Raw genomic sequence first — 20363 nt, forward strand, 5'->3', positions numbered from 1 at the left:
CCTTTGGCGAAGCCAATATGCCGGGGGGCTCCCAACAATTTGCAGGGTTAACGGCATGAAAACACGTAAAATTGGATTGGCGAATTATTTAGCCTATGGTTCGGGCGATTTTCTGGGCGCAGGAACCACTGCATTAACCGCCGCATGGTTACTCTATTTCTACACGACCTTCTGTGGCCTTACGCCGATTGAGGCGACATTCATTTTCGCTGCCGCGAGGGTTCTGGATGCGGTCGTCAGCCCGCTGATGGGCTTTCTGACCGATAACTTCGGTTCGACCTGGTTCGGCAGACGCTTTGGCCGTCGTAAGTTCTTTATTCTGCTTGGTATTCCATGCGTCTTTAGTTACTCGCTCATGTGGGTTGGCGATATGGGATTCTGGTACTACCTGCTGACTTATCTGCTGTTCGACATTGTCTACACCATGATTCTTGTCCCTTACGAGACGCTGGTGCCGGAAATGACCGATGACTTCAAACAGAAGACCCGGTTCTCCGGGGCGCGTATCTCAATGGCGCAGATGTCTGCGATTCTGGCCTCGTTCCTGCCGGGTATCCTGCTGACTGCCTTTGGTAAAGACAACCCCGTTTCTTTTTTCTATGCCAGCCTGGTGTTCTCGGTGCTGTGCGCGCTGATGCTGACTTTTGTGTGGTTCTTTACTTGGGAGCGCCCGCGCGAAGAGTGGACGGAGGCAGCGCTGCGTGCGGAAGAAGAGAAGAAAAGCCTGACGTTCAGCCAGAGTATGAGCCGTTTGTTTGTTGAGCTGAGCTCGACGCTGCGCATCAAGATTTTCCGCCAGCATCTGGGGATGTATCTTGGGGGATATATCGCACAGGACGTCTTTAACGCCGTCTTTACCTGGTATGTTGTTTTTGTCCTGATGCAGGAAGCCTCACTGGCGTCGAATCTGCTCGGTACGATGGCTATCTTCCAGTTCATTGCGGTGATTGCCATGATCCCGCTGTGCATTCGCTTCGGGCCTGCGCCGTCATACCGGATGGTCGTGGTGCTCTTTGGTCTGAGTTCTCTCTCTTATGCCGTTCTTTATTATGCGGGCTTAAGCGATGTTTATTCGCTGCTGCTGCTGATCTCAGCGCTGGCGGGGCTTGGTCGCGGCGGGATCAACTATGTGCCGTGGAATACCTACACCTATATTGCCGATGTTGATGAGGTGATTACCGGTCAACGGCGGGAAGGGATCTTCGCGGGCATCATGACGCTGACCCGTAAAGCCTCTCAGGCCGGGGCCGTCATGCTGGTCGGGATTGTGATGCAGATGTCTGGTTTTGTCTCAGGGCAGAGCATACAGCCTGAAGCGGTCAGTCATACCATTCTGCTGATTCTGAGCTGCGGCACGCTGTCCGTGCTGGCCTTTGGTTTCCTGGTTTCTTTGCGTTTCAAACTGAATTTGCAAACGCACGGCACCCTGCGTGAAGAGACCGCCAAAATGCGTGAGTCGGGCCGGGTGATGCCGGAAGCCATCACGCCGCAGGCGCGTGCGACCGTCGAGATGCTCTCCGGTATGCCGTATGAATCACTGTGGGGTAACAACAATATTGGTTATCTGAACCGTAATAAACCTGCGGCGCCTTCGCTTCAACAGGGCGCTGCGCTGAATTCGACATTGAACAGAGGTTAAGGATATGAAAGTTTGGCCCGTCAAACACAGCCCATTATTACGTCAGCCGGCGCGATTTATCTCCCGGGAAGCGCTGCAAGCCTTGATTCAGACGGTGACGAACAATCTGGTCAATATCAGGGATGAGAGCGGACAATTTCTGCTGCGCCTGGACGATGGCCGGGTGATTGATACCAAAGGCTGGGCAGGATGGGAGTGGACGCATGGCGTCGGTCTGTACGGTATGCATCAGTATTATCAACAGACCGGTGATGAGAAAATGCGCGACATTATCGACAACTGGTTTGCCGAGCGTTTCGCCGAAGGCGCGACCACCAAAAACGTTAACACGATGGCGCCGTTTTTGACGCTGGCGTATCGCTATGAAGAGACGCGTAACCCGGCGTATCTGCCCTGGCTTGAGTCCTGGGCGGAGTGGGCGATGAATGAGATGCCGCGCACCGATCATGGTGGTATGCAGCACATGACGCTGGCGGAAGAAAACCATCAGCAGATGTGGGATGACACGCTGATGATGACGGTGATGCCGCTGGCGAAGATTGGCAAACTGCTCAACCGCCCGGAGTATGTGGAAGAGGCGATTTATCAGTTCCTGCTGCACGTACAGAATCTGATGGATAAAGAGACCGGTCTGTGGTTCCACGGCTGGAGCTATGATGGTCATCATAACTTTGCCAGGGCTCGCTGGGCGCGGGGTAACAGTTGGCTTACCATCGTGATTCCAGATTTCCTGGAACTGGTCGATTTGCCGGAGAAGAACGCGGTTCGCCGCTATCTGATTCAGGTTCTGAACGCGCAGATCGTCGCGCTGGCAAATTGTCAGGATGAGAGTGGGCTATGGCATACCCTGCTGGACGATCCTGATTCCTATCTGGAGGCCTCGGCAACGGCGGGGTTCGCCTACGGCATTCTGAAAGCGGTGCGTAAACGCTATGTTGGGGCGGAATATGCGCAGACGGCTGAAAACGCGATTCGCGGTATCGTGAAACACATTTCGCCGGAAGGCGAGCTGCTGCAAACGTCCTTTGGCACGGGAATGGGGCACGATCTGGATTTCTATCGCGACATTCCGCTGACATCGATGCCGTACGGGCAGGCGATGGCGATACTGTGTCTGACAGAGTATTTGCGTAAGTATTTTTGAGGGGGACGCCCGATGGCGCTGCGCTTATCGGGCCTACGGTTCGACGCAGTTTGTAGGCCGGATAAGGCGTTACGCCGCCATCCGGCATGTTGGCCGGTATATTCACCGTAGGCCGGATAAGGCGTTTACGCCGCCATCCGGCATGTGCTGTTATTGCGGCGCAAAAAGGTGATCCATGATTTGCCGCATCACCGGCGCGGCGGTCACGCCGTCGCTGCCGCCGTTTTCCAGAATCAACGCCACCGCGACTTTCGGGTTTTTATACGGCGCGAAAGCGGTGTAAAACACATGGTCGCGCAGACGGATGGGGATCATTTTCGCATTATAGGTCTGGTTCTCTTTCAGACTGAACACTTGCGAAGTGCCGCTTTTGGCCGCAATACCGTAGGGTGCGGTGTGGAAGAATTTATAACCGGTGCCGTTCGGCGCATTCGCCATACCAAACATCGCCTGTCGCACCAGCCCCCAATAAGGCGAGGCGGCATCGGCAATCTGCGTTTCCGTCTGAGGTGCCAGCCAGGGCATGACGGTCTTGCCGGACACTTCACTCTGAAGCAGGTGAGGGGCGATCACTTTCCCGTTGTTGATCAGCGCTACCATCGCTTTCACCATCTGGATCGGCGTGGCAATCCAGTACCCCTGGCCGATACCGACTGAAATCGTATCCCCCTGATACCAGGCTTTTTTATGTACTCTCTCTTTCCACTCGCGGCTGGGCAGCAGGCCGTTATACTCTTCATCCAGATCGATACCGGTGGGCTTACCGTAACCAAATTGACCGAGCATGGTGTTAATGCGATCGATTCCCATCATCCAGGCAACCTGATAGAAAAAGGTGTCGGCGGATTCTTCAATCGCTTTGGTGACATCCAGCATACCGTGGCCGGTTTTTTTCCAGTCGCGGTAATGGCGTTGCGTGCCGGGGAGCGTCCAGGTCGGCGCGCCGAAGAAGGTGGTTTGCGGCGTGATAACGCCGTTTAACAGCGCAGACATCGCGATATAAGGTTTCACCGTGGAGGCGGGCGGGTACAGCCCCTGGGTGACGCGGTTAATCAACGGCAGATCTTTATCATGCAGTAACCTGCCGTAATCCTGATGGCTGATGCCCTTCACAAACGGGTTTGGGTCATAGCTGGGCGTGGAGACCATCGCCAGCACTGAACCGTCGTGGGGATCTTCGACCAGCACTGCTGCGCGCTGACCGGCAAGCAGGCTTTCTATATATTCCTGTAGATGTAAATCCAGCGTCAGGTGGATGTCTTTGCCGGCAACGGGCGGGACATTTTTTAACAGGCGCACGATGCGTCCGTGGTTATCCACTTCGACCTCCCGGTAGCCCGTTTTGCCGTGCAGATCATTTTCGTAATAGCGTTCAATGCCCTGCTTACCGATGTTGTGATCGGCGGCATAGTTTTCAGCCAGACCTTTTTCATCCAGCGCTTTCAGGTCGCTGTCGTTAATCTTCGACACGTAACCGAGCACATGCGCCAGCTCCGCGCCGTAGGGGTACTGACGGTCTTCATAACTGTTGATCGTCACGCCGTTGAAATGGAACTGGTTAACGGAAAAGCGGGCAATTTCGACGTCCGACAGCGCGTTTTTCAATACCACCGGGCGATAGCGGCTGCCTGATTTCAACGCATGGTGAAAGGCCGCAATATCATCAGGCGTGAGATCCACGAGAGGGGTAAGCTGACGTAACAGCGCGTCCATGTCGGCAATTTTGTATGGGGTGACGGAAATATCATACCAGGTGATATTACGCACCAGCGGAATACCGTTGCGATCGTAGATGATGCCGCGCGTCGGGGCGACGGGCAGCATTTTGATATCATTTTCGTTTGAACGGGTTGTGTAATACTGATGCTGACGGATTTGTAAATCGTAGAGATTGACAATCAGGACGCCAAAGCAGACAACCACCAGACCAAAGGCCACTATCACGCGTCTCAGAAAGAGTTTTTCTTCCGCAGCAAAATCTTTAAACGTCATTGTCCACACCCGATAAATTCGCCGCCTAATAATACGGAGGCGTCACCGGCATGACAGACAAAAGATGTTCCATCTCTCTACGGAAATGTGTCATTCCTTGTGAGTCGTTACAAATTACAGTTAACGTAGCCGTTTCTCGTAGGCTGGATAAGGCGTTTACGCCGCCATCCGGCAAGGTGCGCCTTACCGCCTGATGGCACTTCGCTTATCAGGCCTACGAGGGCGGTCATTCGGGAAAATAAAAAACCCGCGACATAGCGCGGGTTTTCACATCACTCGATGTGATTACATCCGTTCTACGGTCTCAATACCCAGCGTATCCAGACCCAGTTTTAGCGTTTTCGCGGTCAGTTGCGCCAGTTTCAGACGGCTGTTACGAACCTCTTCGTTTTCCGCGCTGAGGATCGGGCAGTGCTCGTAGAAGCCAGAGAACAAACCGGCAACGTCATACAGGTAGGCGCACATCACATGCGGCGTACCTTCACGCGCGACCACGGTCAGCGTTTCTTCGAACTGCAACAGGCGCGCAGCCAGCTGGGCTTCGCGATCTTCACGGATAACGACCGGCGCGCTGGACAGGGCGCTCTCGTCAATCTCCGCTTTACGGAACACGGACAGCACGCGGGTATAGGCATACTGCATATATGGCGCGGTGTTGCCTTCGAACGCCAGCATGTTGTCCCAGTCGAAGATGTAGTCAGTAGTGCGGTTTTTGGAGAGATCCGCATATTTCACCGCGCCGATACCAACCGCGTTGGCCAGTTTTTCCAGCTCGTCGGCAGGCATATCCGGGTTCTTCCCGGCCACCAGACGGCGTGCGCGTTCCAGCGCTTCATCCAGCAGATCGGCCAGCTTCACCGTACCGCCCGCGCGGGTTTTGAACGGCTTGCCGTCTTTACCGAGCATCATGCCGAACATATGGTGTTCCAGCGGCACGGAATCCGGCACGTAACCGGCTTTGCGTACGATGGTCCATGCCTGCATCAGGTGCTGATGCTGGCGGGAGTCGATGTAGTACAGCACGCGATCCGCATGCAGCGTTTCATAGCGGTATTTCGCGCAGGCGATGTCGGTGGTGGTGTAGAGATAGCCGCCATCTTTCTTCTGAATGATCACGCCCATCGGTTCGCCTTCCTTGTTTTTATATTCATCAAGGAAAACAACGGTTGCGCCTTCGCTTTCAACCGCCAGACCCTGAGCTTTCAGGTCGGCGACGATGCCAGGCAGCATCGGGTTATACAGGCTTTCACCCATCACATCGTCACGGGTTAACGTAACGTTCAGTCGATTGTAGGTGATCTGGTTCTGCGTCATGGTGATGTCGACCAGCTTGCGCCACATGTCGAGGAAGTACGGGTCGCCGCCCTGTAGTTTCACCACGTAGTTACGCGCGCGTTCGGCGAACGCTTCGTCTTCATCGTAATGTTTTTTCGCATCACGGTAGAAACCTTCGAGGTCGGCCAGCGCCATTTCACCTGCGTTTTCCTGCTGCTGTTTTTCCAGCCAGGCGATAAGCATACCGAACTGTGTTCCCCAGTCGCCGACGTGGTTCGCGCGGATAACGTGATGGCCGAGGAACTCCAGCGTGCGCACGGCGGCATCGCCGATGATGGTGGAGCGCAGGTGGCCGACATGCATCTCTTTCGCGACGTTAGGCGCGGAGTAGTCGATAACCACGGTCTGTTTCGCAGGCTTAGCCACGCCCAGACGCTCAGAAGCCAGCGCCTGTTGAACATGTTCAGCAAGAAATGCCGGGTCGAGGAAAATATTGATAAAGCCAGGACCTGCGATTTCAACCTTGCTGGCGATGCCGTTGAGATCCAGATGAGTCAGCACCTGCTCTGCAAGTTGTCGCGGCGCCATACCCAGTTTTTTAGCAACTGCCATCATGCCGTTGGCCTGATAGTCGCCGAACTGTACTTTTGCTGACTGACGAACCTGCGGTTCGCAATTTGCAGGCGCGCCTGCTGCAATCATGGCCTGACTAACTTTTTCTGAGAGAAGAGCCTGAATATTCACCGGAATACCTTACGTGTAAGACGCGGATTAACTGAGTCCGCGCCAGTTTAAGAATTTAGGGCGGGAGTATACTGCAAATGCCCGTTGGCGTCAGCATTGCGCGCGCGCCGTATCGCTGGAAATATGCGCAATAAAATTATGCATAAGCATTCATTTTATATTCAAAGAAATCAGCGGTTGGTTGGCGATGCACAACAGAGTAAATTAGCGACTTTGTACACCGATAAGAGTTTTGATTATGGCGAACTGGCAGACTATTGACGAACTGCATGATATTTCCGCAGATTTACCGCGATTCACTCTGGCGTTCAGAGAACTTTCCACTCGCCTCGGTCTGGATTTCGCACCGCTTGAAGCCGATCACATTTCTTTGCGCTGCCACCAGAATGCGACCGCTGAGCGCTGGCGTCGCGGATTTGAACAGTGTGGCGCGCTGTTGTCGGAAAATATCATCAACGGCAGGCCGATTTGCCTGTTTAAATTACATGAGCCTGTTTGTGTCGAACACTGGCGGTTTTCGATTGTTGAATTGCCGTGGCCGGGTGAAAAACGCTACCCGCATGAAGGCTGGGAGCATATCGAAATTGTCCTCCCGGGTGAGCCGGAGAGCCTGAACGCGCGGGCGCTGGCGCTGTTGTCCGACGAGGGGCTGAGCCAGCCGGGCATTGTCGTGAAAACCAGTTCGCCGAAAGGGGCGGGCGAGCGTCTGCCGAACCCGACGCTGGCCGTGACCGACGGCAAGGTGACCATTAAATTTCATCCCTGGTCAATTGAGGCTATTGTGGCAAGCGAACAGTCAGCCGACTGACGTGACGCGCGAAAACGCTAAAAAGGAGTGAACATGGCGTTACTGGAGATCTGTTGTTACAGCATGGAATGTGCGCTCACCGCGCAGCAAAATGGCGCGGATCGCATTGAATTGTGCGCGGCGCCGAAAGAGGGGGGACTGACGCCATCGTTGGGCGTGCTGCGCACGGTTCGCCAGCATGTCGCGATTGCGGTGCATCCCATTATTCGTCCTCGCGGCGGCGACTTCTGTTATACCGATGGTGAATTTGCCGCAATGCTTGAGGATGTGCGTACCGTCAGAGAACTGGGATTTCCCGGTCTGGTTACTGGCGTGCTGGATGTCGATGGCAATGTGGATCTCGCGCGAATGGAGAAAATAATGGCCGCCGCCGGGCCGCTGGCCGTCACTTTTCATCGCGCGTTTGATATGTGCGCTAATCCATTCAATGCACTGAAGAATCTCGCGGATTTGGGTGTCGCCAGAGTGCTCACTTCAGGGCAAAAATCAGATGCGGTGCACGGTTTGCCAATAATTATGGAACTTATTGCGCAGGGCGATGCTCCAATCATTATGGCCGGAGCAGGGGTTCGTTCAGAGAATCTGCAACGTTTCCTTGATGCCGGGGTGCAGGAAGTGCACAGCTCCGCAGGAGCGTGGCAAGCCTCACCAATGCGTTATCGCAATCATGGATTGTCCATGTCAACTGACGCACAAGCGGACGAGTATTCGCGCTATGCGGTAGACGGGGCGGCGGTTGCTGAAATGAAAGGAGTCATTGTGCGCCATCAGGCCAATTGATTTTTACCGTTGCATCATGTCGCCCAATATGATGCTTGCTCGTACCAGGCCCCTGCCATTTCAACAGGGGCCTTTTTTTCTCCTTCATATTTCAAGCCGCAGCGGCGTTGGCTGCCTCGCTCGCCCCGGTCACGTAGTTATCTACGCTCCCGGGGACTTACTGCGTTGCCGCCTTGCTGCAACTTGAACTATTTTGGAGAAAATATGCTTTCTGGCAAAAAGACTACGGCTTGCGTGCAATCAGCACCGCGCGCAGCGGGGCAGGATAACCTTCGACGGTTTTACTGTGGTCATTCGGATCGAGGAAATCAGCCAGCGACTCGGTGACCATCCACCCGGTGCGACGCTGCTCCTCGGTGGAGGTCACGCAGACATCGGCAATCCGCACATCGACAAAACCACATTTCTCCAGCCAGTTTTTCAGCGCCAGCGCGGAAGGGATAAAGTAGACGTTGCGCATCTGCGCATAGCGGTCGCCTGGCACCAGCACGGTGTTTTCATCGCCTTCCACCACCAGGGTTTCCAGCACCAGTTCGCCGTCTTTCACCAGTTGATCTTTCAACTGCCAGAGATGTTCCAGCGGAGAACGACGGTGGTAAAGCACGCCCATTGAAAAGACGGTATCAAACGCATTCAGCGCCGGAAGCTGCTCAATGCCCAGCGGCAACAGATGCGCGCGCTGGTCGTTGCCCAGCAATTTTCGTACCGCTTCAAACTGACACAGGAACAACTGCGTCGGGTCGATTCCCACGGCAAGATGCGCGCCCGCGCCAATCATGCGCCACATGTGATATCCGCTGCCGCAGCCGACATCCAGAATGGTGCGGCCGGTCAGATCGGACAGGTGCGGCAAAACGCGATCCCATTTCCAGTCGGAGCGCCATTCGGTATCAATATTGACGCCATACAGAGAGAACGGGCCTTTACGCCACGGCATCAGGTTTCGCAGCAGGGTGTCGATACGCTTAAGCTGGCCTTCGCTCAACGGCGTTTCGCTTTCGGCAGTGACGCTGTGCAATAAATCCAGACGGTACGGCGTTAATTCCGGCAGGAACTCCACCGCGTTCGACCACTGCTTAAACAGACCATGCTGATCGCGCTGCCAGGTCGCGATTTGCGCAGGCAGGGTTTCCAGCCAGTGAGAAAGCGGGCTTTTGGCAATCAGCTGATAAAAGCTACCGAACTCGATCATGCGGGCCCCCCGGACTTCAGCGCCACCAGCGAACCAAAGTTGAAGCACTGGAACCACAGTTCGCTATGCTCGAAACCGGCCTGATGCAGACGCGCTTTGTGGGTTTCAACCGAGTCGGTCAGCATGACGTTTTCCAGCATACTGCGCTTCTGGCTGATCTCCAGTTCGCTGTAGCCGTTGGCGCGTTTAAAGTCATGGTGCATATTGAACAGCAATTCGCCAACCGTTGTGTCTTCAAAGCTGAACTTTTCCGACAGCACCAGCGCGCCGCCCGGATTCAGACCCTGATAAATCTTATCCAGCAAGGCCTGGCGCTCAAGCGGCTCAAGGAATTGCAGGGTAAAATTCAGCACCACCATTGAGGCATTCTCGATGCTGATGTCGCGAATATCGCCTTCCACAATCTCAACCGGGGTCGGGGCTTTGTAAGCGTCGATATGACGGCGGCAGCGTTCAATCATCGCCGGGGAGTTGTCGACGGCGATGATTTTACAGTTAGCATGATGAATATTACGACGCACCGAGAGCGTCGCAGCGCCCAGTGAACAGCCTAAATCGTAGACCTGTGTATTGGGTTGTACGAAGCGTTCGGCCAGCATGCCAATCATGGAGATGATATTGGAGTAGCCGGGAACAGAGCGCTGGATCATATCCGGGAAGACTTCAGCTACCCGTTCATCAAAGGTCCAGTCGCCCAGACTGGCGATAGGCGCAGAAAAAAGCGTGTCGCGGTGAGACATAACGTAAAAATCCGGGAAAAATAAAGTGGCGTATTGTGCGCTAATGCAAGGAGAAAACCAACTCCCAGGGCATATACCAAAGATTCGCCAGCACCATCAGCAACAAGGCGCACCAGGTCGCACTCATCCCGGAGCGCCGCCAGCGAAACAGACGGTGGTGGAAACCGTAATAATGCATCAGCCGACCAGCGATTAAAATAATCCCGCAGATATGCACCATCCATGTTTCGGCGCCGTTCATTTCCATAAACAGCAGCAGCGCGACAGCGATAGGAATATATTCCACCGCATTACCGTGAATGCGGATGGCGCTTTGCAGTTCGCTAAAACCGCCGTCGCCGTAGGCAACGCGATACAGCATCCTTAGTCGGACAACATCAAAAGAGAACTTCATCAACAACAACGCACCTAATACGGTATATAGCGCGCTTACCATACAAACTCCCTTTAAAATGCCTGATGGCACTGTCTATGATAGGTGGCAATTTCAGAAAAGAGAAGATTGCTGTGGAATAGACGGTGCGGTTCCAATGCCGGGCAAGGCCGCGCGTAAATCTTCCCATAATGTATTCACTAACTCGGGAGCCTGCGCGATATCTGGCGTGTGTAGAAAAAGATACGGCGTAGAGGTCGTTTCCCACAGCGGGAGTTTCGCCAGCCAGTCGGCAAAAAATGTCTGATTTTGCACCATATTGTCGCTGCCGATGAACCTGATCAACGGATGCTTCGCGGTCACGATGGCATGGACCGGCACTTTAGGTTTTTTGCGTTGCGCTTCGCGAATGGCCTGGTTATGAGGATGCGCGGCGTGTACCGGGCGGCTGTCGAGGATCACCCGATTCACCCCGCGTTCAACCAGGCCGCGATTGAGCTGTTGTTCTTCCTCGCCTTTGGCGAAAAACACGGGATGGCGCACTTCGACGCCATAGGTGAATGCCTTTGGCAACGCGTCAAGAAAGCGCCAGAGCGCAGGGAGGTCGCGCGGTGAAAACGTCGCGGGAAGTTGCAGCCAGTACTGACCAATTCTTGCCTCCAGCGGCGACATGCGGGTAAAAAACTCCTGCACAAGATCGTCGCAGTTACGCAGCGCGGCCTGATGCGAAATCGTCGCGGGGAACTTAAAGCAGAAGCGAAAATCGTCCGTTGTTTGCGCATGCCAGCGTTCGACAATTTCTGCTTTCGGCAGCGCATACAGGGTGGTGTTGCCCTCCACACAGTTAAAGTGGCGGGCATACTCTTCAAGACTGGTGATACCCAGACGCACCCATTTAGGATGCGACCATTGCGGTAATCCGATGTAGATCATAACGCGTTAAGGATCTCCTCCACGCTGCGCACTCTGGCGATACGCGGGAAAATATGTGTCATGCTGCTTTGATGCTGTTCCGTGCTGGCGGCGCTACAGGCATCTTCGGCGATCACCAGACCAAAACCCAGCTCCCAGGCGTTACGCGCGGTGGATTCTACGCCGATATTGGTGGAGATGCCGCACAGCACGATGGTGTCGACTCCCCGGCGGCGTAATTGTAACTCAAGATCGGTGCCATAGAACGCGCCCCATTGACGCTTGGTGACTTCCAGGTCACTGTCGCCTTTACCGAGCGCCGCCGGATAACGCCACCAGTTTTCCGGCAGCGCGTTGGCTGGCGCCCGGGCATCGACGGGTTGCTTTAACGCGTCGGCATAATCGTCGGACCAGCCGACGCGAACCATCACCACCGGCGAGCCGTTTGCCCGACATTTTGCGGCCAGTTTCGCTGCGCGGGCGACAACATCGCTTGCCGCATGGGGGCCGCCAGCGAAAGGTAAGATCCCTTCCTGTAAATCAATAACGACCAGGGCAGTGGTTGCGGCGTTCAGTTCCAGCATGATGACTCCTGTAAAATAGATGATTCCGCTACACCTTAAGCGCGTTCCCGAAGGAAAGTGACGACAAATATTGTTAATTTTTGTGAGAATACGCAATAACCGCGTAGCAAACACGCGTACAGTCAGTATCGGACTTATCGTGCGGCAGAATTTCCAGTATAATAGCCGCCTTTTTTCATTCAGTTGTGACATTCAGCTAAAGCTGCGACAACGTCGCCTGTAAAGCAGGCAACAATCCGCCAGCGGCTAAGTTAAGGGATATCTCATGCGTACAGAATATTGCGGACAGCTACGTCTGTCCCACGTGGGGCAGCAGGTGACTCTGTGTGGTTGGGTCAACCGTCGTCGTGATCTTGGTAGCCTGATCTTTATCGATATGCGCGACCGCGAAGGTATCGTACAGGTCTTCTTTGATCCGGATCGTGCGGATGCGTTAAAGCTGGCTTCTGAACTGCGTAATGAGTTCTGCATCCAGGTGACCGGCACCGTGCGTGCGCGTGACGAGAAAAACGTCAACGCCGACATGGCGACGGGCGAAATCGAAGTGCTGGCGTCCGATTTGACGATCATCAACCGTGCAGATTCTCTGCCGCTTGACTCTAATCACGTCAATACCGAAGAAGCGCGTCTGAAATACCGTTATCTGGATCTGCGTCGCCCGGAAATGGCTCAACGCCTGAAAACCCGTGCCAAAATCACCAGCCTGGTGCGTCGTTTTATGGACGACCACGGCTTCCTCGACATCGAAACCCCGATGTTGACCAAAGCGACGCCGGAAGGCGCGCGTGACTACCTGGTGCCTTCGCGCGTCCATAAAGGTAAATTCTACGCGCTGCCGCAGTCTCCGCAGTTGTTCAAACAGCTGCTGATGATGTCCGGTTTTGACCGCTACTATCAGATCGTAAAATGCTTCCGTGATGAAGATTTACGTGCTGACCGTCAGCCTGAATTTACCCAGATCGACGTCGAGACCTCTTTCATGACTGCGCCGCAGGTGCGTGAAGTGATGGAAGCGCTGGTACGCCATCTGTGGCAGGAAGTGAAAGGCGTGGATCTGGGCGACTTCCCTATCATGACCTTCGCCGAAGCCGAGCGCTGTTACGGTTCCGATAAACCGGACCTGCGTAACCCGATGGAACTGGTGGACGTTGCCGACCTGCTGAAATCTGTAGAATTCGCCGTCTTTGCCGGCCCGGCTAACGATCCGAAAGGTCGCGTAGCGGCTCTGCGCGTGCCGGGTGGCGCAAGCTTAAGCCGTAAGCAGATCGACGACTACGGCAATTTCATTAAGATCTACGGCGCGAAAGGGCTGGCTTATATTAAAGTCACCGAACGTGCGAAAGGTCTGGAAGGCATCAACAGTCCGGTGGCGAAGTTCCTGAATGCGGAAATCGTGGAAGCGATTCTGGATCGTACCGCTGCACAAGACGGCGATATGATTTTCTTCGGCGCCGACAACAAAAAAGTGGTTGCCGATGCGCTGGGCGCGCTGCGTCTGAAAGTGGGTAAAGATCTGAACCTGACCGACGAAGCCAAATGGGCGCCGCTGTGGGTTATCGACTTCCCGATGTTTGAAGATGACGGCGAAGGCGGCCTGACGGCGATGCACCATCCGTTCACCTCACCGAAAGACCTGACCGCCGCCGAGCTGAAAGCCGCACCGGAAAACGCGGTTGCTAACGCCTACGATATGGTGATTAACGGTTATGAAGTCGGTGGTGGTTCCGTGCGTATCCACAGTGGCGACATGCAGCAGACCGTGTTTGGTATTCTGGGTATTAATGAACAGGAACAGCGCGAGAAATTCGGCTTCCTGTTGGATGCGCTGAAATACGGTACGCCGCCGCATGCGGGTCTGGCGTTTGGTCTGGACCGTCTGACTATGCTGCTGACCGGCACCGACAATATCCGTGACGTTATCGCCTTCCCGAAAACGACTGCCGCTGCCTGTCTGATGACCGAAGCGCCAAGTTTCGCGAACCCGGCAGCGCTGGCTGAGCTGGGTATTGATGTCGTTAAGAAGGCCGAGAATAACTGATATGGCATACAAACAGCCTGTCTCGGTGTTAGTCGTGATTTATGCAAAGGACACCGGGAGAGTGCTGATGTTACAGCGACGCGACGATCCTGATTTCTGGCAGTCGGTTACTGGCAGTCTGGAAGAGGGCGAAACCGCGTCGCAAGCCGCTATGCGCGAAGTAAAGGAAGAGGTCACAATAGATGTTGCAGCAGAGCAACTGACCTTAATTGACTGTCAGCGCACGGTGGAATTTGAGATTTTTTCACATTTACGTCATCGCTACGCGCCGGGAATTGAGCGTAATACTGAATCCTGGTTTTGCCTGGCACTTCCCTCTGAACGAGAGATCGTGTTCACCGAACATCTGACCTATCGTTGGGTTAATGCGGATGAAGCCGCGCAGTTAACCAAGTCGTGGAGTAACCGGCAGGCGATTGAAGAGTTTGTAATTAACGTCGCCTGAGAAGGCGCGCTTTTTGGAGATATTATTTATGGCAGGTCATAGTAAATGGGCCAACACCAGACACCGTAAAGCAGCGCAGGATGCTAAACGCGGTAAAATTTTCACCAAAATCATTCGTGAGCTGGTGACGGCGGCCAAACTGGGCGGCGGCGACCCGGACGCTAACCCGCGTCTGCGTGCGGCAGTCGATAAAGCGTTGTCGAACAACATGACCCGCGATACGCTGAATCGTGCGATTGCGCGTGGCGTCGGCGGCGATGATGATGCGAACATGGAAACCATCATCTATGAAGGTTACGGTCCTGGCGGCACGGCTGTGATGGTTGAGTGCCTGTCTGACAACCGTAACCGTACCGTTGCGGAAGTGCGTCACGCTTTCAGCAAATGCGGCGGCAACCTGGGTACTGACGGTTCCGTGGCTTACCTGTTCAGCAAAAAAGGGGTGATCTCCTTCGAACAGGGTGACGAAGACACCATCATGGAAGCCGCGCTGGAAGCCGGTGCGGAAGACGTTGTGACCTTTGATGACGGTGCGATTGACGTCTACACCGCATGGGAAGAGATGGGCAAAGTGCGCGACGCGCTGGAAGCTGCGGGTCTGAAAGCGGACAACGCTGAAGTGTCCATGATCCCGTCCACCAAAGCGGATATGGATGCGGAAACCGCGCCGAAACTGATGCGTCTGATCGATATGCTGGAAGACTGCGACGACGTGCAGGAAGTTTACCATAACGGTGAGATCTCTGATGAGGTTGCGGCTACGTTATAATGACGTGGTTTAATTCCGTTCTAATCGGAGGCGCGTGATGTCTATTATTCTCGGTATCGACCCGGGTTCACGCGTCACGGGTTATGGCGTGATTCGTCAGGTGGGCAGGCAACTGACTTACCTGGGCAGCGGGTGTATCCGCACGAAAGTGGATGATTTACCGTCTCGTCTGAAGCTGATTTATGCGGGCGTGACGGAAATCATCACCCAGTTCCAGCCGGACTATTTCGCGATTGAACAGGTGTTTATGGCGAAGAACGCGGACTCCGCGCTTAAGCTGGGTCAGGCGCGCGGCGTGGCGATTGTCGCGGCGGTAAACCAGGATCTTCCGGTGTTTGAGTATGCCGCCCGTCAGGTGAAGCAAACCGTTGTCGGGATCGGCAGCGCCGAGAAAAGCCAGGTACAGCACATGGTGCGCACGTTGCTGAAACTCCCGGCAAATCCCCAGGCGGATGCGGCGGATGCGCTGGCTATCGCCATCACCCACTGCCACGTTAGCCAGAACGCGATGCAAATGAGTGACTCGCGGCTCAATCTGGCGCGTGGGCGGCTACGATAATGACAAATGAGGCTGGATATCTATCCAGCCTTTTTTTATGATACCACTTTACTTTTTCGGCCCCAACGCAGGAGCGCAATGTGATAGGCAGACTCAGAGGCATTATTCTGGAAAAACAACCCCCGCTGGTATTACTTGAGGTGGGCGGCGTAGGCTATGAAGTCCATATGCCGATGACCTGTTTTTATGAGCTCCCGGAATCTGGAAAAGAAGCGACCGTATTCACCCATTTTGTGGTGCGTGAAGATGCGCAATTGCTGTATGGGTTTAACAATAAACAGGAGCGAACCCTGTTTAAAGAACTGATCAAAACGAACGGCGTCGGGCCGAAACTCGCGCTGGCGATCCTCTCCGGGATGTCGGCTCAGCAGTTTGTGAATGCCGTTGAGCGCGAGGAACCCGCCGCGTTGGTGAAACTGCCGGGTATCGGTAAAAAAACCGCAGAACGCCTGATCGTTGAAATGAAAGATCGCTTCAAAGGCCTGCACGGTGACCTCTTTACGCCGGCCGCCGACCTGGTGCTGACCTCTCCGGCAAGTCCGGCAACGGATGATGCGGAGCAAGAAGCGGTTGCTGCGCTGGTGGCGCTGGGCTATAAACCACAGGAAGCCAGCCGCATGGTGAGCAAAATTGCCCGCCCTGACGCCAGCAGTGAAACATTGATTCGCGAAGCACTCCGCGCCGCGTTATGAGGTAAAGGATGATAGAAGCAGATCGCCTGATTTCAGCAGGTGGAACCCAGGTGGAAGAGGTTGCCGATCGCGCCATTCGCCCGAAGTTGCTGGAAGAGTACATTGGTCAGCCTCAGGTGCGTTCGCAAATGGAGATCTTTATCCAGGCGGCAAAGCTGCGCGGCGACGCGCTCGATCACCTGCTGATCTTTGGCCCGCCGGGGCTGGGGAAAACGACGCTGGCTAACATTGTCGCCAATGAAATGGGCGTGAACCTGCGTACCACGTCTGGCCCGGTGCTGGAAAAGGCGGGCGATCTGGCGGCGATGCTGACCAACCTTGAACCTCATGATGTGCTGTTTATCGATGAGATCCACCGTTTATCACCGGTGGTGGAAGAGGTGTTGTATCCGGCGATGGAAGATTATCAGCTGGACATTATGATTGGCGAAGGGCCTGCTGCGCGTTCGATAAAAATCGATCTGCCGCCTTTTACGCTGATTGGCGCCACCACGCGAGCCGGGTCATTGACGTCTCCGCTGCGTGACCGTTTCGGCATTGTTCAGCGGCTGGAGTTCTATCAGGTGCCTGACCTGCAACACATCGTCGGGCGCAGCGCGCGGTTTATGGGGCTGGAAATGAGCGATGAAGGTGCGCTGGAGGTTGCCCGCCGCGCTCGCGGTACGCCGCGTATCGCCAACCGCCTGTTGCGTCGCGTACGTGATTTTGCCGAAGTGAAACATAACGGCGCCATCTCTGCGGATATCGCCGCTCAGGCGCTGGATATGCTGAATGTCGATGCGGAAGGGTTTGACTATATGGACCGCAAGCTGCTGCTGGCCGTAATTGATAAATTCTTTGGCGGCCCCGTCGGTCTCGATAACCTGGCCGCAGCCATTGGCGAAGAGCGTGAAACGATTGAGGACGTACTGGAACCGTATTTGATTCAGCAGGGCTTTTTGCAACGAACCCCGCGCGGGCGAATGGCGACGGTGCGGGCGTGGAATCATTTTGGAATAACGCCGCCGGAAATGCCTTAATTTATGTGCGTTAGGCCGGATGACGGTTGCGCCTTATCCGGCCTGCCTGTGAACGTAGGCCCGGTAAGCGGAGCGCCACCGGGAAACACACGCTTAGCTCGCCTGCTTCTTCATCATGCTGAAAATAAACAGCAGCGCGGCACACAGCACCACTGACGGGCCTGCCGGCGTGTCGTAAAACGCAGAAAACGTCAGACCGCCTGTAACCGCTATCATACCCATTCCTACTGCGACACCCGCCATCTGCTCCGGGGTGCGGGCAAAGCGACGCGCCGTGGCGGCAGGAATAATCAGCAATGAGGTGATAATCAGCGCCCCGACAAATTTCATCGCCACGCCGATAGTCAATGCGGTGACCAGCATCAGCAGGAGCTTAACGCGCTGTAACTTCACGCCATCGACAAAAGCCAGATCCGGGCTAATGGTCATCGACAGCAGATTACGCCACTGCCAGAAGAGGATCGCCAGCACGATAACCACGCCGATGGCGATGAAAATCAGGTCTTCCGGCGTCACGGCCAGCAGGTCGCCAAACAGATAAGCCATCAAGTCCACGCGAATGTTGGACATCAGGCTGACGACCACAAGACCTAACGACAGGGCACTGTGCGCCATAATGCCGAGAAGCGTGTCGATAGCGAGGTGAGGGCGTTTCTCCAGCCACACCAGACCGGCTGCCAGCATCAGCGTAACGGCAATCACCGCATAGAACGGGTTGATGTCCAGCAGCAACCCAAAAGCGACTCCCAGCAGCGAGGCGTGCGCCAGCGTATCGCCAAAATAGGACATTCGACGCCAGACCACGAACGAGCCCAGCGGGCCAGCGGCGCAGGCCAGCATGATCCCGGCTAACCAGCCAGGCAATAACAGTTCAATCATGAGTGTCCATTTCCCCGGCGCAGTACGATACGGCCTTGTAAATCGTGGCGATGATTATGATGATGACGGTAAATCCCCAACTGTTCTGCGCCGCGCGGCCCGAACATAGAGATGAATTCAGGATGCATGGAAACGATTTCAGGGGTGCCGGAGCAACAGATATGGTGATTCAGACACAGCACCTCATCCGTTTTCGCCATCACCAGGTGCAGGTCGTGCGAGACCATCAGCACCGCGCAATCCAGCTCGCGCCGCAACTGGTCAATGAGATCGTACAGGGCGACCTGACCATTGACATCCACGCCCTGAGTCGGCTCATCCAGCACCAGCAACTGTGGTTGATTCAGCAGCGCGCGGGCTAACAAAACGCGCTGGGTTTCACCGCCGGACAGCTTTTGCATGGGGGCGTCAATGAGGTGTCCGGCCTGAACGCGTTTCAGGGCCGGAAGAATGTCGGTTTTTTGCGTACCAGGGCGTAAGCGTAAAAAGCGGCTTACCGTCAGCGGCAGCGTGGTGTCGAGATACAGTTTTTGCGGGACGTAGCCAATACGCAACTGCCCGTTGCGCTTGATCAGCCCTTCATCAGGCGCTACCAGCCCTAATACTACGCGTACCAGCGTAGACTTCCCGGCGCCGTTTGGGCCGAGAAGCGTCAAAATTTTTCCTGGTCTGAGTTCAAGCGACACGTCAGAAAGGACGCGGCGTTGACCGAAAGAGACCGAAACATTTTCCAGTGAAACCAAAGTCGTCATGTCAATTTTAGGCTTGCAGAAGTCATAGAATGTTATAATATCACATTTCTCACATTCATTACGATGATTAGTCGCATTATGTTACATAAAAATACGCTTCTTTTCGCAGCATTATCCGCTGCGCTGTGGGGTGGTGCAACACAAGCCGCAAATGCCGCCGTTGTCGCCTCTCTCAAGCCCTTAGGTTTCATCGCTTCCGCCATTGCCGATGGCGTCACGGACACCCAGGTTTTATTGCCGGATGGGGCGTCTGAGCATGATTATTCATTGCGTCCGTCTGACGTAAAACGCTTACAGGGCGCGGACTTAGTTGTCTGGATCGGCCCTGAGATGGAAGCGTTCATGGAAAAGTCAGTAAAGAACATTCCTGACGGAAAACAGGTAACGATTGCGCAGCTCGCCGACGTGAAACCGCTACTCATGAAAGGCGCTGATGACGACGATGACGATCACGATCACGGGCATGCGCACGGTGAAAAAGGTGACGCACATCACCATCATGGTGATTACAACATGCATCTTTGGCTTTCCCCAGAGATAGCGCGGGCTTCAGCGGTTGCAATCCATGAAAAATTAGTGGAACTTATGCCGCAAAGTCGAGCCAAACTTGACGCCAACCTGAAGGATTTTGAGGCACAATTAGCCGCAACCGATAAGCAGGTAGGTAACGAGCTCGCACCGCTCAAGGGGAAAGGGTACTTCGTTTTTCATGATGCCTACGGCTACTACGAAAAACATTATGGGCTAACTCCGCTTGGTCACTTTACCGTGAACCCTGAGATTCAACCTGGTGCGCAGCGTTTACATGAAATAAGAACACAGTTGGTTGAGCAAAAAGCAACCTGCGTTTTTGCTGAGCCACAGTTCAGGCCAGCGGTCGTTGAAGCCGTTGCGAGAGGGACATCCGTTCGAATGGGAACGTTGGATCCCCTCGGAACGAACATTAAACTGGGTAAAACAAGCTATTCAGCGTTTCTGAATCAATTAGCCAACCAGTATGCGAGCTGCCTGAAAGGAGATTAATGAG

The 20363-nt window shown here is 54.7% G+C and carries 20 protein-coding genes; 11 read left to right on the forward strand and 9 right to left on the reverse strand.

The annotated features are described in order from the left end of the window. Nucleotides 1-55 precede the first annotated feature (55 nt). Entirely contained in the window at nucleotides 56-1639 is a 1584-nt protein-coding gene (locus OGX80_RS19880) for an MFS transporter (protein ID WP_012131978.1), read from the forward strand. Between the two features lie 4 nt (nucleotides 1640-1643). Next, on the forward strand, nucleotides 1644-2783 hold the full coding sequence (bglB, locus tag OGX80_RS19885) for a beta-galactosidase BglB (RefSeq protein WP_115181530.1): 1140 nt from the start codon (nucleotides 1644-1646) through the stop codon (nucleotides 2781-2783). A gap of 150 nt (nucleotides 2784-2933) precedes the next feature. Here bglB and mrdA2 read toward each other — a convergent pair whose 3' ends face one another. Continuing rightward, nucleotides 2934-4775, reverse strand: coding sequence for a peptidoglycan DD-transpeptidase MrdA2 (mrdA2, locus tag OGX80_RS19890; protein ID WP_115181531.1), 1842 nt, complete (start codon nucleotides 4773-4775; stop codon nucleotides 2934-2936). Nucleotides 4776-5060: 285 nt separating this feature from the next. Beyond that, nucleotides 5061-6794: an arginine--tRNA ligase gene (gene argS, locus OGX80_RS19895; protein WP_115181532.1), complete on the reverse strand. Its 1734-nt coding sequence runs from the start codon at nucleotides 6792-6794 to the stop codon at nucleotides 5061-5063. Nucleotides 6795-7032: 238 nt separating this feature from the next. Between argS and OGX80_RS19900 the strand changes: the two genes are divergently transcribed. Beyond that, on the forward strand, nucleotides 7033-7602 hold the full coding sequence (locus OGX80_RS19900; protein WP_115181533.1) for a VOC family protein: 570 nt from the start codon (nucleotides 7033-7035) through the stop codon (nucleotides 7600-7602). Between the two features lie 33 nt (nucleotides 7603-7635). Then, entirely contained in the window at nucleotides 7636-8382 is a 747-nt protein-coding gene (cutC, locus tag OGX80_RS19905) for a copper homeostasis protein CutC (protein WP_012131985.1), read from the forward strand. A gap of 223 nt (nucleotides 8383-8605) precedes the next feature. Here cutC and cmoB read toward each other — a convergent pair whose 3' ends face one another. The 5 genes from cmoB to OGX80_RS19930 are packed head-to-tail and all read right to left on the reverse strand — an operon-like array spanning nucleotide 8606 to nucleotide 12183. Beyond that, entirely contained in the window at nucleotides 8606-9574 is a 969-nt protein-coding gene (gene cmoB, locus OGX80_RS19910; RefSeq protein ID WP_115181534.1) for a tRNA 5-methoxyuridine(34)/uridine 5-oxyacetic acid(34) synthase CmoB, read from the reverse strand. Further along, on the reverse strand, nucleotides 9571-10314 hold the full coding sequence (gene cmoA / locus OGX80_RS19915; protein WP_115181535.1) for a carboxy-S-adenosyl-L-methionine synthase CmoA: 744 nt from the start codon (nucleotides 10312-10314) through the stop codon (nucleotides 9571-9573). The genes cmoB and cmoA overlap by 4 nt, the downstream gene beginning before the upstream one ends. A gap of 40 nt (nucleotides 10315-10354) precedes the next feature. Next, nucleotides 10355-10750: an MAPEG family protein gene (locus tag OGX80_RS19920; protein WP_012131989.1), complete on the reverse strand. Its 396-nt coding sequence runs from the start codon at nucleotides 10748-10750 to the stop codon at nucleotides 10355-10357. Between the two features lie 51 nt (nucleotides 10751-10801). After that, nucleotides 10802-11620 (reverse strand): DUF72 domain-containing protein, encoded by an 819-nt coding sequence (locus OGX80_RS19925; protein WP_115181536.1) that lies wholly within the window; start codon nucleotides 11618-11620, stop codon nucleotides 10802-10804. Then, a complete protein-coding gene (locus OGX80_RS19930; protein ID WP_110494132.1) occupies nucleotides 11617-12183 on the reverse strand; it encodes a hydrolase in 567 nt (188 codons plus the stop codon). The genes OGX80_RS19925 and OGX80_RS19930 overlap by 4 nt, the downstream gene beginning before the upstream one ends. A gap of 265 nt (nucleotides 12184-12448) precedes the next feature. On the opposite strand from OGX80_RS19930, the gene aspS reads away from it, so the two are divergent. The 6 genes from aspS to ruvB all read left to right on the forward strand — a co-directional run bounded on the left by aspS (nucleotide 12449) and on the right by ruvB (nucleotide 17705). Then, on the forward strand, nucleotides 12449-14221 hold the full coding sequence (gene aspS / locus OGX80_RS19935; RefSeq protein ID WP_115181537.1) for an aspartate--tRNA ligase: 1773 nt from the start codon (nucleotides 12449-12451) through the stop codon (nucleotides 14219-14221). 1 nt (nucleotide 14222) lies between these two features. Then, the gene (gene nudB, locus OGX80_RS19940; protein ID WP_012131993.1) at nucleotides 14223-14666 is read left to right on the forward strand and encodes a dihydroneopterin triphosphate diphosphatase; all 444 of its coding nucleotides are present in this window, start codon (nucleotides 14223-14225) and stop codon (nucleotides 14664-14666) included. Between the two features lie 28 nt (nucleotides 14667-14694). Next, a complete protein-coding gene (locus OGX80_RS19945; protein ID WP_012131994.1) occupies nucleotides 14695-15435 on the forward strand; it encodes a YebC/PmpR family DNA-binding transcriptional regulator in 741 nt (246 codons plus the stop codon). Nucleotides 15436-15472: 37 nt separating this feature from the next. Continuing rightward, nucleotides 15473-15994, forward strand: a complete 522-nt coding sequence (gene ruvC, locus OGX80_RS19950; RefSeq protein WP_012131995.1) for a crossover junction endodeoxyribonuclease RuvC — start codon at nucleotides 15473-15475, stop codon at nucleotides 15992-15994. Nucleotides 15995-16074: 80 nt separating this feature from the next. Continuing rightward, nucleotides 16075-16686: a Holliday junction branch migration protein RuvA gene (ruvA, locus tag OGX80_RS19955; RefSeq protein ID WP_012131997.1), complete on the forward strand. Its 612-nt coding sequence runs from the start codon at nucleotides 16075-16077 to the stop codon at nucleotides 16684-16686. Between the two features lie 8 nt (nucleotides 16687-16694). Beyond that, nucleotides 16695-17705, forward strand: a complete 1011-nt coding sequence (ruvB, locus tag OGX80_RS19960) for a Holliday junction branch migration DNA helicase RuvB (protein WP_012131998.1) — start codon at nucleotides 16695-16697, stop codon at nucleotides 17703-17705. Nucleotides 17706-17798: 93 nt separating this feature from the next. On the opposite strand, the gene znuB is transcribed toward ruvB, so the two are convergent. Next, on the reverse strand, nucleotides 17799-18584 hold the full coding sequence (gene znuB / locus OGX80_RS19965) for a zinc ABC transporter permease subunit ZnuB (protein WP_012132001.1): 786 nt from the start codon (nucleotides 18582-18584) through the stop codon (nucleotides 17799-17801). Continuing rightward, nucleotides 18581-19336, reverse strand: coding sequence for a zinc ABC transporter ATP-binding protein ZnuC (gene znuC / locus OGX80_RS19970; RefSeq protein WP_012132002.1), 756 nt, complete (start codon nucleotides 19334-19336; stop codon nucleotides 18581-18583). The genes znuB and znuC overlap by 4 nt, the downstream gene beginning before the upstream one ends. A gap of 78 nt (nucleotides 19337-19414) precedes the next feature. Here znuC and znuA point away from each other — a divergent pair, with 78 nt between their 5' ends. Beyond that, the gene (znuA, locus tag OGX80_RS19975; protein WP_047463184.1) at nucleotides 19415-20359 is read left to right on the forward strand and encodes a zinc ABC transporter substrate-binding protein ZnuA; all 945 of its coding nucleotides are present in this window, start codon (nucleotides 19415-19417) and stop codon (nucleotides 20357-20359) included. Nucleotides 20360-20363: the final 4 nt, after the last annotated feature.

It is taken from the genome of Citrobacter sp. CK194, assembly GCF_030333395.1.
Classification (GTDB): domain Bacteria; phylum Pseudomonadota; class Gammaproteobacteria; order Enterobacterales; family Enterobacteriaceae; genus Citrobacter_B; species Citrobacter_B koseri.

Coding starts and splice junctions, on each gene's coding strand:
- OGX80_RS19880 (WP_012131978.1), top strand. CDS start 56: ATGAAAACACGTAAAATTGGATTGGCGAATTATTTAGCCTATGGTTCG.
- bglB (WP_115181530.1), top strand. CDS start 1,644: ATGAAAGTTTGGCCCGTCAAACACAGCCCATTATTACGTCAGCCGGCG.
- mrdA2 (WP_115181531.1), bottom strand. CDS start 4,775: ATGACGTTTAAAGATTTTGCTGCGGAAGAAAAACTCTTTCTGAGACGC.
- OGX80_RS19900 (WP_115181533.1), top strand. CDS start 7,033: ATGGCGAACTGGCAGACTATTGACGAACTGCATGATATTTCCGCAGAT.
- cutC (WP_012131985.1), top strand. CDS start 7,636: ATGGCGTTACTGGAGATCTGTTGTTACAGCATGGAATGTGCGCTCACC.
- cmoB (WP_115181534.1), bottom strand. CDS start 9,574: ATGATCGAGTTCGGTAGCTTTTATCAGCTGATTGCCAAAAGCCCGCTT.
- cmoA (WP_115181535.1), bottom strand. CDS start 10,314: ATGTCTCACCGCGACACGCTTTTTTCTGCGCCTATCGCCAGTCTGGGC.
- OGX80_RS19920 (WP_012131989.1), bottom strand. CDS start 10,750: ATGGTAAGCGCGCTATATACCGTATTAGGTGCGTTGTTGTTGATGAAG.
- OGX80_RS19925 (WP_115181536.1), bottom strand. CDS start 11,620: ATGATCTACATCGGATTACCGCAATGGTCGCATCCTAAATGGGTGCGT.
- OGX80_RS19930 (WP_110494132.1), bottom strand. CDS start 12,183: ATGCTGGAACTGAACGCCGCAACCACTGCCCTGGTCGTTATTGATTTA.
- aspS (WP_115181537.1), top strand. CDS start 12,449: ATGCGTACAGAATATTGCGGACAGCTACGTCTGTCCCACGTGGGGCAG.
- nudB (WP_012131993.1), top strand. CDS start 14,223: ATGGCATACAAACAGCCTGTCTCGGTGTTAGTCGTGATTTATGCAAAG.
- OGX80_RS19945 (WP_012131994.1), top strand. CDS start 14,695: ATGGCAGGTCATAGTAAATGGGCCAACACCAGACACCGTAAAGCAGCG.
- ruvC (WP_012131995.1), top strand. CDS start 15,473: ATGTCTATTATTCTCGGTATCGACCCGGGTTCACGCGTCACGGGTTAT.
- ruvB (WP_012131998.1), top strand. CDS start 16,695: ATGATAGAAGCAGATCGCCTGATTTCAGCAGGTGGAACCCAGGTGGAA.
- znuB (WP_012132001.1), bottom strand. CDS start 18,584: ATGATTGAACTGTTATTGCCTGGCTGGTTAGCCGGGATCATGCTGGCC.
- znuC (WP_012132002.1), bottom strand. CDS start 19,336: ATGACGACTTTGGTTTCACTGGAAAATGTTTCGGTCTCTTTCGGTCAA.
- znuA (WP_047463184.1), top strand. CDS start 19,415: ATGTTACATAAAAATACGCTTCTTTTCGCAGCATTATCCGCTGCGCTG.